Annotated in this window: 9 protein-coding genes, 1 pseudogene and 1 riboswitch; of the genes and pseudogenes, 7 read left to right on the forward strand and 3 right to left on the reverse strand. The window is 75.2% G+C overall.

From position 1 onward, the window contains the following. Position 1: 1 nt before the first annotated feature. Entirely contained in the window at positions 2 to 1279 is a 1278-nt protein-coding gene (locus IF61_RS0102390; RefSeq protein WP_030364494.1) for an SCO2321 family membrane protein, read from the reverse strand. A 182-nt stretch (positions 1280 to 1461) separates the two neighbouring features. Next, a riboswitch (cobalamin riboswitch) is annotated at positions 1462 to 1597 on the reverse strand. A 296-nt stretch (positions 1598 to 1893) separates the two neighbouring features. Here IF61_RS0102390 and IF61_RS0102395 point away from each other — a divergent pair. From IF61_RS0102395 to IF61_RS37680, 6 genes and pseudogenes are all read left to right on the forward strand, one after another. Then, positions 1894 to 3324, forward strand: a complete 1431-nt coding sequence (locus tag IF61_RS0102395; RefSeq protein WP_052392364.1) for an aldehyde dehydrogenase — start codon at positions 1894 to 1896, stop codon at positions 3322 to 3324. A 5-nt stretch (positions 3325 to 3329) separates the two neighbouring features. Then, the gene (locus tag IF61_RS0102400) at positions 3330 to 3563 is read left to right on the forward strand and encodes a ferredoxin (RefSeq protein ID WP_030364496.1); all 234 of its coding nucleotides are present in this window, start codon (positions 3330 to 3332) and stop codon (positions 3561 to 3563) included. 124 nt (positions 3564 to 3687) lie between these two features. Then, the gene (lanKC, locus tag IF61_RS0102405) at positions 3688 to 6561 is read left to right on the forward strand and encodes a class III lanthionine synthetase LanKC (RefSeq protein ID WP_030364497.1); all 2874 of its coding nucleotides are present in this window, start codon (positions 3688 to 3690) and stop codon (positions 6559 to 6561) included. A 102-nt stretch (positions 6562 to 6663) separates the two neighbouring features. Further along, positions 6664 to 6786: a SapB/AmfS family lanthipeptide gene (locus IF61_RS0102410; RefSeq protein ID WP_030364498.1), complete on the forward strand. Its 123-nt coding sequence runs from the start codon at positions 6664 to 6666 to the stop codon at positions 6784 to 6786. A 117-nt stretch (positions 6787 to 6903) separates the two neighbouring features. Then, entirely contained in the window at positions 6904 to 8685 is a 1782-nt protein-coding gene (locus IF61_RS0102415) for an ABC transporter ATP-binding protein (RefSeq protein WP_078659928.1), read from the forward strand. 1478 nt (positions 8686 to 10163) lie between these two features. Further along, positions 10164 to 10661 (forward strand): annotated as a pseudogene (locus IF61_RS37680) (ATP-binding cassette domain-containing protein); the annotation flags it as partial. A 282-nt stretch (positions 10662 to 10943) separates the two neighbouring features. On the opposite strand, the gene IF61_RS37540 reads toward IF61_RS37680, so the two are convergent. Then, the gene (locus IF61_RS37540) at positions 10944 to 11576 is read right to left on the reverse strand and encodes a response regulator transcription factor (protein ID WP_397945223.1); all 633 of its coding nucleotides are present in this window, start codon (positions 11574 to 11576) and stop codon (positions 10944 to 10946) included. 212 nt (positions 11577 to 11788) lie between these two features. Then, on the reverse strand, positions 11789 to 12427 hold the full coding sequence (locus IF61_RS0102425) for a TetR family transcriptional regulator (RefSeq protein ID WP_030364501.1): 639 nt from the start codon (positions 12425 to 12427) through the stop codon (positions 11789 to 11791). 220 nt (positions 12428 to 12647) lie between these two features. Here IF61_RS0102425 and IF61_RS0102430 point away from each other — a divergent pair, with 220 nt between their 5' ends. Further along, a complete protein-coding gene (locus IF61_RS0102430) occupies positions 12648 to 14021 on the forward strand; it encodes a glycosyltransferase family 4 protein (protein ID WP_030364502.1) in 1374 nt (457 codons plus the stop codon). Positions 14022 to 14202 lie beyond the last annotated feature (181 nt).

Consider the following 14202-nt stretch of genomic DNA (forward strand, 5'->3'; position numbering starts at 1 on the left):
GTCACAGCTGCTGCTTCTTCTTGCGGCCGCTGATCAGGAAGCCGATGCCGGCACCGAAGGCCAGGCCGACGCCGACGATCCACCACACGTTGACGGTGACGCCGTCGCCCTTCTCGTCCTTCTTCGACTCGTCGGAGCCCGTGGGCTTCTTCTCCGGCGCCGGACCCGTCGCGTTCAGCTGCTCCACGAGGTCCGTGCCCGCGAAGCTGTACGGGTTGCCGCCCGCGGCGCGCGTGGCGAGGATCAGCTTGGCGAGCCGGCCGGGCTGGCCCTTGGCCCACTCGGCGGTGCCGCTCTCCTTGGACTGCAGCCACTTCAGGGTCTTCTCGGCGGCGGCGCGGTGGCCGCCCGCGGCGAGGGCGAGGGCGGCGTCGGCCGTGTTGCCCTGGTCGGGCTTGGCGGGGGCGCCGGGCATGGACGGCAGCAGGTAGCCGCCGTTCTTGTCCATGGCGGCCACGAGGTAGCCGTCCACGGCCTCGGCGGCCGCGGCGGCGTCCTTCGGCTTAGCCTTCTCGCCCTCCGCGTCGCCCGGGCACTCCAGCGCCTTGACGGGCTGGTCGGCGCCTTCCTTCAGGGGCTCGACAACGAAGCCCTTGCCGCGCGTGGCGAGCGCGGCGGCGGCGCTGGCGAGGTTGTCGGCGCGCAGCCCCTTGTCGTCCTTCAGGTACGCGAACGCGCCGCGCTCGCCCTCCTTCGCGTCGCAGCCGAGCTGGAAGGCCAGCAGCGTCTCGACGGGGTTCTTGCCGTCCTTGGCCGCGGCCTTGGCCGGGTCCTGGCCGGCCGCCGCGAACGCGCCGAGGGCGATGGAGGTGGAGTTGGCGTCGGTGGGGCTGCCGGCCTGGTAGCCCCAGCCGCCGTCGTCGTTCTGGTGGGCCTTGAGCCAGTCCAGGCCCTTCTTGACCGCGTCCGCGCGCCCGCCGGCGGCCGCGAGGCCCTGCACGGCCGCCGCGGTGGCGTCCGTGAACTCGTCCTTCTTCGGGTCGCACGCCTTGCTCGTGTCCGCGCGGTAGCCGGGGAAGCCGCCGTCCTCGCACTGCTGGCCCGCGAGCCAGTCGACCGCCGGCTTGGCCGGGATGAGGCTCACGGAGCTCTGCGCCATCAGGGCCAGGGACTGCCGGAAGACACCGTCGAACTTCGGGTCGGCCGTGCCGTACAGCCCCGGCGCCGGGGACGGTGAGCCGTCGGCGAAGGCGGCGGGGGCCGCGGCCGCGCCCAGGACGGCGGCGGTGGCCAGGGCCGCGGCGCCGCGGCGCGCGTGGACGGCGAGGGAGGGGGCCATGGGGTCGAGCCTCTCGGTGGGTGTCACTGCGGGGGCGGGGGCAGGGCCGGCTGACGGGGTCCGCGGCCGCGCACGGCCGCCTCCTCGCGCGCTGCGCGCGGTGGCACCGGGCTCGGCTCCGCATACCTCGGCGGTGCCGGTGGACCGGGCGGCACCGCCAGGCGGCACGACCGGTTCCGGAAGCCTGCCGCCTGGACCGGGTGGTCCGGCTCGTACGGCCGCCGGGCGGCGGACCGTAGTCACGGTTGCGGGTCAGCGCCGGATTTGCACCGGCTTCCCCCGTTCCGAGGCGGGATGAAGTTGTCACGGACACTTTAACCGGACGGTCTGAAGATCAACTGTCGCCGTGGTCACGCCGTACGACGGCTGCGGCCCGTTGCCTGCCGGCGGGCGAGCTGCTAACTGTCTGATGCAGCGTCAGTTCCGCAGGCATGGCGCGCAAGGCTCCGCAGAAGCGCGGGAGGCATCCGGACATGAACCAGGACACGCCCCAGAGCACCCCCCAAGGCACCCCCCTGAGCACGCCTCAGGGCACCCCCCTGAGCACGCCCCAGGGCGCGACCCACAGCACCAACGGGCTGATCGAGCACAGCCGGCTCTTCATCGGCGGCGCCATGGCCGACCCGGCCGGCCGCGCCGTCATCGACGTCGTGTCGCCGCACACCGAGGAGGTCATCGGCCGCGTCCCGCACGCCTCGCGCGAGGACGTCGACCGGGCCGTCGCCGCGGCCCGCACGGCCTTCGATTCCGGCGTCTGGGCCGACCGGCCCCTCGCCGAGCGCATCGACGTCGTCACCCGCATCAAGGGCGGCATCGCCGCCCGGCACGAGGAGATCGCCCGGCTCGTCTCCGCCCAGAACGGCTCCCCCTACTCCTGGAGCGTCCTCGCCCAGGCCCTCGGCGCGATGATGGTGTGGGACTGCGCCGTCGCCGTCGCCCGCGGCCTGCCCTACGAGGAGCGGCGGGCCGGAGCCCTCGGCCCGCTGCTCGTGCGGCGAGAGCCCGTCGGCGTCGTCGCGGCCGTCGTGCCGTGGAACGTCCCGCAGCTCGTGACGGCGGCCAAGCTCGCGCCCGCGCTGCTGACGGGCTGCTCGGTGGTGCTCAAGCCCTCGCCGGAGACGCCGCTCGACTCGTACCTCCTGGCGGAGATCGTCACGGAGGCGGGCCTGCCGGAGGGCGTCCTGTCGATCCTGCCCGCGGAACGGGAGGTCGGCGAGTACCTCGTCGGGCACCCCGGCGTCGACAAGGTGGCCTTCACCGGCTCGGTCGCGGCGGGCAAGCGCGTCATGGAGGTCGCGGCGCGCCACCTGACCCGCGTCACCCTGGAGCTCGGCGGCAAGTCCGCGGCGATCGTCCTGCCGGACGCCGACCTGGAGGCGGCCGTCGCCGGCATCGTCCCCGCGGCCTGGATGAACAACGGCCAGTCGTGCGTCGCCCAGACCCGCATCCTCGCCCCCCGCACCCACTACGCCGAGCTCGCCGAGCGCTTCGCGGCCGCCGCCTCCGCCCTCGTCGTCGGCGACCCCCTCGACCCCGCCACCCAGGTCGGCCCGCTCGTCGCCGAACGGCAGCGCCGCCGGTCCCTGGAGTACATCGCGCTCGGGCAGCGCGAGGGCGCCAAGGTGCTGGCCGGCGGCGGCCGCCCGGCGGACCTCGACAAGGGCTGGTACGTCGAGCCCACCCTCTTCGGCGACGTCTCCAACGACATGCGCATCGCCCGCGAGGAGATCTTCGGCCCGGTCATCTGCCTGCTGCCCTACGACACCGAGGAGGAGGCCGTGCGCATCGCCGACGACTCCGACTACGGGCTCTCCGGCAGCGTCTGGACCCGCGACGCCGAACGCGGCATCGAGGTCGCCCGGCGGGTGCGCACCGGCACGTACTCGGTCAACACCTTCGGCCTCGACATGTTCGGCCCCTTCGGCGGCTACAAGAACTCCGGCCTGGGGCGGGAGTTCGGCCCGGAGGGCTTCGCCGAGTACCTGGAGCACAAGACGATCCACCTGCCCGCGGAGTACGGGGATCCCGCCGGGGGAGAGGCGTGACGGCGGTGAGCGAGCGCTGGCGCGTGCGGGTCGACCGGGGGCTGTGCGTGGGCTCGGGGATGTGCGCCGGGAGCGCGCCCGGGGTGTTCGCGCTCGACGCGGGCCGCCGCTCCCGGCCCCTCGCGGAGGAGACGGAACCCTCGGAAGAGGTGCTCGCGGCCGCGGAGACCTGCCCCGTGGAGGCGATCACGATCAGCCGGCCGGACACGGGGGAGAAGGTGTTTCCTCCCGACGAGTGAAACCCCTTCGTACGCACGGACGTTGTTACTCATGCGTTCCGCACAGGTGCTTGATGACACATGTGACTGGCCGGGCCTCTCACCGCGTGGAAATCTCTAGGCAACGCAGCCGAGGGGGGAAGCGATGGACGCGCGGTACGAGGTCTACTGTCTGGCCGACAGGCACTTCTACGAGACCCCGGACCGCCTGTCCGTCCCGGGGGCGGGCGGTGAGGACCGCGGTCTGTACGAGACCGCCCGCCGCCCGGCCCCCGCCGGCTGGGCCACCTCCCGCCACGGCGAATGGCTGAATGTTTTCCCTGTGGCCGCCGTCCCCGCCGGCGGGGACGGCGGCCCGCGCCCCGGGCAGCCCCTCCAGGGCTGGAAGATCCACGTCTCGGCGACGGCCGACACCGCGGAGAAGACGGCCGCCGACGTCTGGGACTACTGCACGGTCCACGGCATCCCGTTCAAGTTCGTGCCCGGCCCGCACCTGTTGCACCTGCGCAACAACAAGTACGCGGAGCGCGGCCACAGCGGGAAGTTCGTCACCGTCTACCCGGACGGCGAGGAGCAGCTGCTCGCCACCCTGACCGGCCTGCACGGGATCCTCGGCGGCCGGCCCGGCCCGTACATCCTCACCGACCTGCGCTGGCACGAAGGCCCGCTCTACGTCCGCTACGGCGCGTTCGCCCGCCGCTTCTGCATCGACGGGCGCGGCAGCCTCGTGCCCGCCGTCGAGGACGGCGAGGGCCGCCTCGTCCCCGACTCCCGGAACCCGGCCTTCCAGGTCCCGGCGTGGGTGACGCTGCCCGCGTTCCTCGCACCGCACCTCGCCGCGCGCAACGCCACCACGGTCGCCGACCTGCCCTACCGCATCGAGAAGGCCCTGCACTTCTCCAACGGCGGCGGCGTCTACGCCGGCACCGACACGCGCGACGGCCGCAAGGTCGTCCTCAAGGAAGGCCGCCCGCATGCCGGGCTCGCCGCCGACGGGGCCGACGCCGTGGCCCGCCTGGAGCGCGAGAAGGACGCCCTGGAGCGGCTCTCCGGCCTCGGCGTCGCCCCCGAGCCGCGGGACTGGCTCACCGTCGGCGACCACCGCTTCCTCGTCATGGACTTCGTCGAGGGCAAACCCCTCAACTCCTTCTTCGCCCACCGCCACCCGCTGCTCGCCGCCGACCCCTCGCCCACCGCCACGGCCGACTACACGGCATGGGCGCTGCGCGTCTTCCGGACCGTCGAGGAAGCCGTCGGGAAGGTCCACTCGCGCGGCCTCGTCTTCAACGACCTCCACATGTTCAACATCATGGTCGCGCCCGACGAACGCTCCGTCGTCCTCATCGACTTCGAGGCCGCGGCGCCCGCCTCCGAGCACGGCCGCCAGGTCGTCGCCCACCCCGGCTTCTTCGCCCCGCCGGACCGCCGCGGCACGGACGTCGACAAGTACGCCCTGGCCTGCCTGCGCCTCGCCCTGTTCCTGCCGATCACCACGCTGTTCGTCATCGACCGGGCCAAGGCGGTGCACCTGGCGGACGTCATCGCCGGACAGTTCCCGGTGCCGCGGGAGTTCCTGGACGAGGCCGTCGCGGAGATCACGCGGGAGGGAGCGGGCACTTCGGCGGAGATCCGGCAGGAACAGGAAGGGGCGGGCACTCCGGCGGAGATCACGGGGGAGGGGGCGGGCACTTCGGCGGAGGTCGTGCGGGAGGGGGCGGGCTCCCCGGCGGACGCCGCAGCCGGCACCCCGGCGGACGCCGCCCTGCGGGAGAAGGCCCCGCCCGCCGACGCGCCCCCGCGGCGCCGTACGCACCACACCATCGGCCCCGGCGCAGGCCGCGCCGCCCCGCCGCAAGAGCTCCCCGACCCCGCCGAGGACTGGCCCGCCGCCCGCGCCTCGATGATCCGCGCCATCCTCGCCTCCGCCACCCCCGGCCGCGACGACCGCCTCTTCCCCGGCGACATCGCCACGTTCTCCGAAGGCGGCGGCCTCGGCCTCGCCCACGGCGCCGCCGGAGTCCTGCACGCCCTCGCCGAAGCCGGCGCCGAGCGCTACGAGGAGGGCGAGCAGTGGCTCCTGCGCCACACCGCCCCCGTGCCGTCCGGCACCCCGCTCGGCCTCTACGACGGCCTCGCCGGCGTCGCCTGCGCCCTCGACCGCCTCGGCCACACGCAGCGCGCCCTCGACCTGTCCGGCGTCCTCCTCGGTGAGCAGTGGCAGCGGCTCACCTCCGACCTGCGCGGGGGCCTCGCCGGCGTCGGCCTCGCCCTCGACCACCTCGCCCGCACCACCGGCGAGCGCCGGTTCCACGACCAGGCCGTCGAGGCCGCCCAGCTCCTCGCGGACCGGCTCGCCGCCGAGACCGCCGGCCCCGACGGGGACGGCCCGCACCGCAGGGCCGGCCTCCTGCGCGGCGCCACCGGCCCCGCCCTGCTCTTCCTCCGGCTCTACGAGCGCACCGGCGCTCCCGCCCTCCTCGGCCTCGCTGAGCAGGCCCTGCGCGCCGACCTCGCCCGCTGCACCCGCACGGCGGGCGGCACGCTCGAAGTCGACGAGGGCTGGCGCACCATGCCCTACCTCGGTGACGGCAGTGCCGGCATCGGCACCGTCCTGGACGACTTCCTCGCCCACCACCCCGACCCCGACCCGTACTTCACCGAGGCCCGCGACGGCATCCTCACCGCGGCCCGCTCCCGGTTCTACGCCCAGCCCGGGCTGTTCCAGGGCCGGGCCGGGATGGTCCTCCACCTCGCCCGCACCACCGCGCCGGGCGCAGCGCCGGAGCACCTCGCCGCCCAGGTCCGCGGCATGTCCTGGTACGCCATGTCCTTCCAGGGCGAACTCGCCTACCCCGGCAGCCAGATGATGCGGCTGTCCATGGACCTCGCCACCGGAACCGCCGGCTGCCTGCTGGCCCTCGCCGCCGCCCTCGGCGACGGCGCCCGGCCCGCGCAGCTGCCGTTCCTCCCGCCCCTCCAGGGGCCCCCGAGCCGGCTCCATGCCGTTGTGGAGCCGTAGCAAGAAGGTCCGCGCGAGCGGGACGACGCAAGACGCAAGAACCGCCGCGCGCGACGAAACCCGACCCCGTCCCCACGGGAAACCCACGAAAGGAACACGACCATGGCGCTTCTCGACCTGCAGAACATGGAGTCCGAGGCGAACACCGGCCACGGAGGCGGCGGCCAGAGCACGGTCAGCCTGCTCTCCTGCGTCAGCACCGCCAGCGTGCTGATCTGTCTCTGATCCGCCGCTGACAGACCGGATCCCAGCCGATCCGGCACCGGGCGGGCCCCTTCTGCGACAAGGGGCCCGTCCGGGTCCTGCATCCACGGATGGTACGGAGAGGAGGGCCGCCCTGCCATGGCACGTACGCGTACTGCGGCGGCATCCCGCTCTGCCTCCGCTTCAGGTGCCGGCTCCTCTTCCGCCTCTGCTTCCCCTTCCGCCTCCGTTGCCGCCTCCGTTTCCGCCGGGGACCGGCTCCTGCTCGGCACCGCCCGGCACAGCGCCGGCCGCGCCGCCGCGCTCGCCCTCATCGCCGTCGCCTCGACCGGCGCGGCCCTCCTGCTGCCCCTCGTCCTCGGCCACACCCTCGACCTGCTCCTCGCCCGCCGCGGCCCCGACGCCGGCCGGTGGACCGTCCTGTGCGCCCTCCTCGTCGCCGGCCCCGCAGCGCTCGACGCCGCCGGCGAACTCCTCACCGGGACGACGGCCGCCCGCGCCACCGCCCGGCTGCGCCACCTCCTCCTCGGCCACGTCCTGGCCGCCGGGCCGCGGGCCGCCGGCCGCTTCCCGCCCGGCGACCTCGTCACCCGGGCCGTCGGCAACGCCGCCGACACCGGCACCGCGCCCGCCACGCTCGCCCACGCCGCCGCGTCCGTCGCCGGCCCCGTCGGCGGGATCGTCGCCCTCGGGCTCATCGACCCCTGGCTCGCCGTCGCCTTCCTCGCCGGAGCGCCCCTCCTCGCCGCCCTCCTACGGGCCTTCACCCGCGCCTCCACGGACAGCGTCGCCCGCTACCAGCAGCACCAGGGCGACATCGCCGCGCGCCTCGTCGAAGCCCTCGGCGGCGCCCGCACGATCGCCGCCGCCGGCACCGCGGACCGGGAGCGCGCCCGCATCCTCGAACCGCTGCCCCGGCTCTCCCGGCAGGGCCGGCGCATGTGGCGCGTCCAGGGCCGCTCCACGGCCCAGGCCGGCACGCTCGTACCGCTGCTGCAGATCGCCGTCCTCGCCGTCGCCGGACTGCGGCTCGCCCAGGGCCTCCTGACCGTCGGCGACCTCCTCGCCGCCTCCCGCTACGCCGTGCTCGCCACCGGCGTCGGCATGCTCGTCGGCCACCTCAACGCGACGGCCCGGGCGCGGGCCGCGGCCGGGCGCGTCGCGGACGTCCTCGCCGTGCCGCAAGTCCCCTACGGACAGGGACGGCTGCCGGCCGGGCCCGGCACGCTGGAACTGCGGGGAGTGAGCGTCGTACGGGGCGGGCGGACGGTCCTGGACGAAGTGAGCGTGACGGTGCCGGGAGGGACGTCGCTGGCCGTCGTGGGGCGCTCGGGCAGCGGGAAGACGGTGCTGGCGGAAGTGGCGGGGCGGCTCACGGACCCCGACGCCGGGTCCGTCCTCCTGGACGGCGCCCCGCTCCCCTCGATCCGCCACGAGGACCTCCGCCGAGCCATCGGCTACGCCTTCGCCCGGCCGGCGCTGCTGGGCGGCACGGTCGGCGGCACCATCGGGTTCGGGACGTTCGCCCCGGGGCGCGAGGCGCTGGAGGGCGCGGCCCGGGCGGCGTGCGCGCACGACTTCGTCCGGCGCCTCCCGCACGGCTACGACACGCCCTGCGCGGACGCGCCCCTCTCGGGCGGCGAGACCCAACGCCTCGGTCTCGCCCGCGCCTTCGCCCATGCCGGGCGCGTCCTGATCCTGGACGACGCCACGTCGAGCCTCGACACGGCGACGGAGCGGCGCGTCGCGGCAGCGTTGCGCGCTTCCGCCGCCGCGACGCGGGTCGTCGTCGCCCACCGCCCCGCGACGGCGGCGACGGCGGACCGCGTCCTGTGGCTCCACGAGGGCCGAGCACGTGCGACAGCCCCCCACGCGACCCTCTGGCAGGACCCGTCCTATCGCGCGGTGTTCCATGCGTGAGCCCGACACGGCGCGCCTGCCCGGCAGGGAGGCCGCCCACGGTGACGGTGTCCGGCCACGCCGGTCCGCCCCCGGCCGCGGGCCGGATGCTGCCCTGCGCGGCGGCAGGGAGCCCGGAGAGGCCGTGCCTCTCCGTTCCGCCGCGGTGGCGAGTAACCACGATGGTGGTGTCCGGCGGTGCCGGACTCGCCCTGGGCCGGGGCTGTGTGGCACCGCCGGAGGCGCGGGTGGGGGTTGCGCGCCATCGCGGCGGGTTGTTTTGCCTGGCGGCGGGGAGTGTGGAGAGCTCGTGCCTTTCCGCTTCGTCGCGGCGCCGAGCAGCCACCGCGGCGGCGTCCGGCGGTGCCGGTCCGGCCCCGGCCGCGGGCCGGATGCTGCCCTGCGCGGCGGCAGGGAGCCCGGAGAGGCTGTGCCTCTCCGTTCCGCCGCGGCGGTGAGCAACCACGACGGTGGTGTCCGGCGGTGCCGGACAGACCTCAGCGGCCGGTCAGCCGACCCATGGCCGCGGCACGGAGCCCCCGCCGCGTCGGCGAGGCGCCCTCACCCAGGAGGTCCCCGTGACACCCGCTGACCCCGGGCTCCTCCGGCGAGGGTTGCGGTACCTCGCCGGACGGCGAGGCGTCGTCGCGCGGCTCCTCGCGTGGTCCGTCGTGGAGGCGGGGCACACGTTCGCCATGGGGTACGCGCCGGCCGCGGCGCTGGACGACGGGTTTCTCGTGGGGGAGCCCCGCACCGGGCTCGCCTGGCTCGGCGTGGCGGCCGTGGCCGTGGTCGTCGGCGCGTACGGCACGGGGAAGACGTACGGCGGCGTCGCCGGCCTCGTGGAGCCGTTCCGCGACCGCCTCGTCACCGCGGTCGTGGACCGCGCGCTGCGCCGCGGCGACGCCGCGGCCGTGTCCCGCCTCACGCACCAGACCGAGATCGCCCGCGACGCCTTCGCCGGCCTCGTCATGGTCGCGCGGTCGTTCGTCTTCACCGCGGCCGGTGCCCTGACGGGTCTCTTCCTGCTGGCGCCGCCGCTGCTGGCGGTGGTCGTGCCGCCCCTCGTCCTGGGCCTCGCCCTGTTCCTGGTGACGCTGCGCCCGCTCGCCCGCCGCCAGGAGGCGTATCTGGCCGCGGACGAGGCCCTCGCCGCCGGGTTCGGCGAGGTCTTCGCGGGCTTGCGCGACGTCACGGCGGCGGGCGCCGAGCCGCGCGTCCGCGCGGAGGCCGGTGCGCTCACGGAGGCCGCGCTGCAGGCGTCCCGCGCGCTGGCCCGCTGGTCGGTCGTTCGGGTCGTGGCCCTGGCCCTGGCGGGCCAGCTGCCCGTGATACTCCTGCTGGCCGCGGCGCCCTGGCTGCTGGACCACGGCGTCACGGCGGGCGCCCTCGTCGGCGCGCTGGCCTACCTGACGCAGTCGCTGATGCCCGCGCTGCAGAACCTCGTTCACGGCCTCGGCACGAGCGGATCGCGCCTCGCCGTGGTGGCGCGCAGGCTCATGGCGCGGGACGGCTCCACAGCGCCGGTCGCCCCGGCCGGCCCCACGCCACCGGACGGCCCCTCGCCCGCGGCACTCCGCCTCCGCCGCCTCACCTTCGCCTACGGCGAACACGCCGACCCCGTCGTCCACAACCTGGACCTGACCCTGCCCCACGGCGCGCACCTGGCCGTCGTCGGCCCCAGCGGCGTGGGGAAGTCGACGCTGGCCGGGCTGATCGCGGGCTTGCTGCGGCCGGGGAGCGGGGAGGTCGTCATCGACGGGGACCGGGCGGACACGGCCGCGGCGGCCGCCCGGCGGGTGCTGATCCCGCAGGAGGCGTACGTGTTCTCGGGGACGCTCGCCGGCAACCTCGGCTATCTGCGCGCGGACGCCGTCCCGGAGGAGGAGCTGCGGGCCGCGGCGGAGGCGCTCGGCATGACGGAACTCGTCCGCCGCCTGGGCGGCTTCGCGGCGCCCCTCGCCCCGGCGGAGCTGTCCGCGGGCGAGCGGCAGCAGATCGCGCTCGCCCGCGCCTACCTTTCGCCCGCTCCCCTCGCCGTCCTGGACGAGGCGACCTGTCACCTGGACCCCGCCGCGGAGGCCCGCGCCGAACGGGCCTTCGCCCGCCGCCCCGGCGGCACCCTCGTCGTCATCGCGCACCGCGCGACCTCCGCCCGCCGGGCCGGCCGCGTCCTGGTGATGGACGGCGCGGACACGGCCTGCGGCGACCACCACGAGCTGCTCGCGCGCTCGCCGCTCTACCGGGACCTCATGGGCGAGGACGGCGGGGCGCACGGCTCACACCCACCCCGCCCCCCGCGAGATGCGGATCGCGTCGACCCGGTTCCGCGCCCCGGTCTTGCGGGTGATGGCGGCCATGTAATTGCGCACCGTCCCGTTGGACAGGTGCAGGCTGTGGGCGATCTCCCCGACGGACGCCCCTTCCGCCGCGAGTGACAGCACGCTCAGCTCTCGTCTCGTGAGGGGGATCTCCGCGGCCTCCAGGAAGCCGAAGCCGAGCGCCTCGTCGATGTACCGCTCGCCCTTCGCCACGTGCCGTATCCCCTCGACCAACCGGTCCGGTGAAGCGTTTTTGCTCAGGTATCCCAGGGCCTTCTCCTCGTACGCCCGGCGCAGGGACCCCGGTCGCCCCGCGCTGGCCAGGGCGAGCAGGGCCGCCCTTCCGTCTCCGCCCGCCGCGGCTTCGCCGTGCGCGCCACCGTGCCCGGACAGCTCCCGCAGCCCGCGCGGCCCGCCCGCCTCCGGGCTGTCCATGTCCACCACGCACACGTGCGGCCGCAGTGAGCGAGACAGGTCCGCCGCGCGCTGCCACGAGGCCGACGTGACCTCCAGGTCCGGCTCCCTGCCGAGCAGGAACGCCAGCGCTGTGCGCAGCAGATAGGTGTCATGCACCAGAAGTACCCGGATCACGGTCCCCGCCTTCCGCTTACGGCTTCCCCTTGCCGCTTCCCCGGCGCAGCGAACGCTGCGCCGGGCACGACGCCCATTCATACCGGCGTGTGCCACCGCGACGGGCGTGTATACGGGACATGGAGGGGGCGCAAGGGCGCATGAATCACGCCACGTGCGCCCCAAGTTCACTCGAAAGCGCCCCTCATGAATCGGGTGCCGGGGGTAGCGCATCAGGCTTGCTGTGGGGTAGTGAGCCGGATGAGCCGGCAGACGGTCTCGATGTCGATCCGTACCTGGGCGATCGACGCGCGCCCCGAGAGCCAGGTAATGAGCGCCGAGTGCCAGGTGTGCTCGATGACGCGGACGGCGGAGAGCTGCTCGGGGGTGGGCGGCCCGGCCGGGCCCATGGCGTCCAGGATGAGCGCCGTGGTGAGCCGGGAGACGGTGTCGACCTCGGCGCTCACCGAGCGGTCGGCGAAGGTGAGGGCGCGCACCATCGCATCGGCCAGGTGCGGTTCGCGCTGCATTGCGCGGAACGCCCGCATCAGCGTCTGGGCCACGCGCGCGGCCGGGTCGGTGTCCGTCGGCGGGCGCTTGCGCAGCGTGCCGTGCAGTTGCTGCAGCTGGTCCTGCATGGTGGCGACAAGCAGGTGGATCTTGGAGGGGAAGTAGCGGTAGAGCGTGCCGAGCGCGACGCCCGCCGCTTCGGCGACCTCCCGCATCTGCACGGCGTCGAAGCCGCCGCGGCTCGCGAGCTCCTCGGTGGCCTGCAGGATCCGGCGGCGGCGGGCCGCCTGACGCTCGGTCAGGGGAAGGCTGGGCCCGGCGGGCACGGCCCGCGCGGTCGGCGACTTGGATTCCGTCGTCATATGTCCCATTCCGTGGCATCCATCCAGGGTGTCTGTACGGCCCGGACGGCACAGCATGGCAGGGGCCGGGCCGTGGCGCGAATCACCCGATCCGGTCCTGGCGGCTGCCCTTACGGCCGGTAGATTCGAGGCTTCCGGACGACCCAGTCTGAAACTTGTTCTAGATTAGCGCGACCGGTTACGCTCCGGCCGGAACAGCAGCCAGAAGGAGGCCGGGGGAGTGACCGCAGAGGCCACTGAGGCAGCTCTCGCAGCGCACGCGCGGGACGCACGGCGGGACGCCCTCCGTGAGACGGGCGACCACGACCGCCCTCTGCGCATCGCACTGCTCACTTACAAGGGCAACCCGTTCTGCGGCGGCCAGGGCGTGTACGTCCGCCACCTCTCCCGCGAACTCGCCCGCCTCGGGCACAGCGTCGAGGTCATCGGCTCCCAGCCGTACCCCGTCCTCGACGAGGGCGTGACCCTCACCGAGCTCGCGAGCCTCGACCTCTACCGCCAGCCGGACCCCTTCCGCACGCCCGGGCGCGACGAGTACCGCGACTGGATCGACGCGCTCGAGGTCTCCACCATGTGGACGGGCGGCTTCCCCGAGCCGCTCACCTTCAGCCTGCGCGCCCGCCGCCACCTCGCCGCGCAGCGCGGCCGGTTCGACGTCGTCCACGACAACCAGACGCTCGGCTACGGGCTCCTGGGCGGCCCCGCCGCGATCGGCGCTCCGCTCGTCACCACGATCCACCACCCCATCACCGTCGATCGGCAGCTCGACCTCGCCGCCGCCGCGGACTGGAAGCGGCGGGCGTCCGTACGGCGCTGGTACGGGTTCACGCGCATGCAGAAACGTGTCGCCCGGCGGCTGCCGTCCGTGCTCACCGTCTCCGGCTCCTCGCGCCAGGAGATCGTCGACCACCTCGGCGTACGGGCCGAGCGGGTGCACGTCGTGCCGATCGGCGCCGACACGGACCTGTTCTCGCCGGACCCGTCCGTGCCCGAGGTGCCGGGCCGGATCGTCACGACGTCCAGCGCGGACGTGCCCCTCAAGGGCCTGGTGCACCTGATCGAGGCCCTGGCCGTGGTCCGCCGCCGGCACCCCGCCGCGCACCTCGTCGTCGTCGGCAAGCGCGCCGAGGACGGGCCGGTCGCCACCGCGATCCGGCGCTGCGGGCTGGAGAACGCCGTCGAGTTCGTCAAGGGCATCACCGACGCCGAACTCGTCGGCCTCGTGCGGTCGGCGCAGGTCGCCTGCGTGCCGTCCCTGTACGAGGGCTTCTCCCTGCCGGCCGCGGAGGCCATGGCCACGGGAACGCCGCTCGCCGCCACGACCGGGGGCGCCATCCCCGAGGTCGCCGGCCCCGACGGCGAGACCTGCCTCGCCGTCCCGCCCGGCGACCCCGGAGCCCTCGCCTCCGCCCTCGGGCGGCTCCTGGATGACCCTGACCTCCGCCGCCGCCTCGGCGCCGCGGGCCGCGAACGCGTCCTCTCCCGCTTCACCTGGCGCGAGGCCGCGCTCGGCACGGCCCGCCACTACCGCGAGGCGATCGCCCTCGCGGGCGGCGACGCGGGCGCCCGGCGCGCCGCCGGACGGCCCGCCTAGTGACGGCCGGCACCGCGCTCCGGCGCCGACACGAACCGCCCGCCGCGGCGCCGCCCAGCCGCGACAAGGCCGTCCGGCACCGCCGGTCCGCGCCGCGGCGCCTGCTCGCCGTTGCGGCGGAGGGAAGACGCTGCGGTCACCGCAAGCCCGCAGGCCCGGCGCGGCACCGGCCTCCACAGCC

Source organism: Streptomyces roseoverticillatus (assembly GCF_000719265.1).
GTDB lineage: Bacteria > Actinomycetota > Actinomycetes > Streptomycetales > Streptomycetaceae > Streptomyces > Streptomyces roseoverticillatus.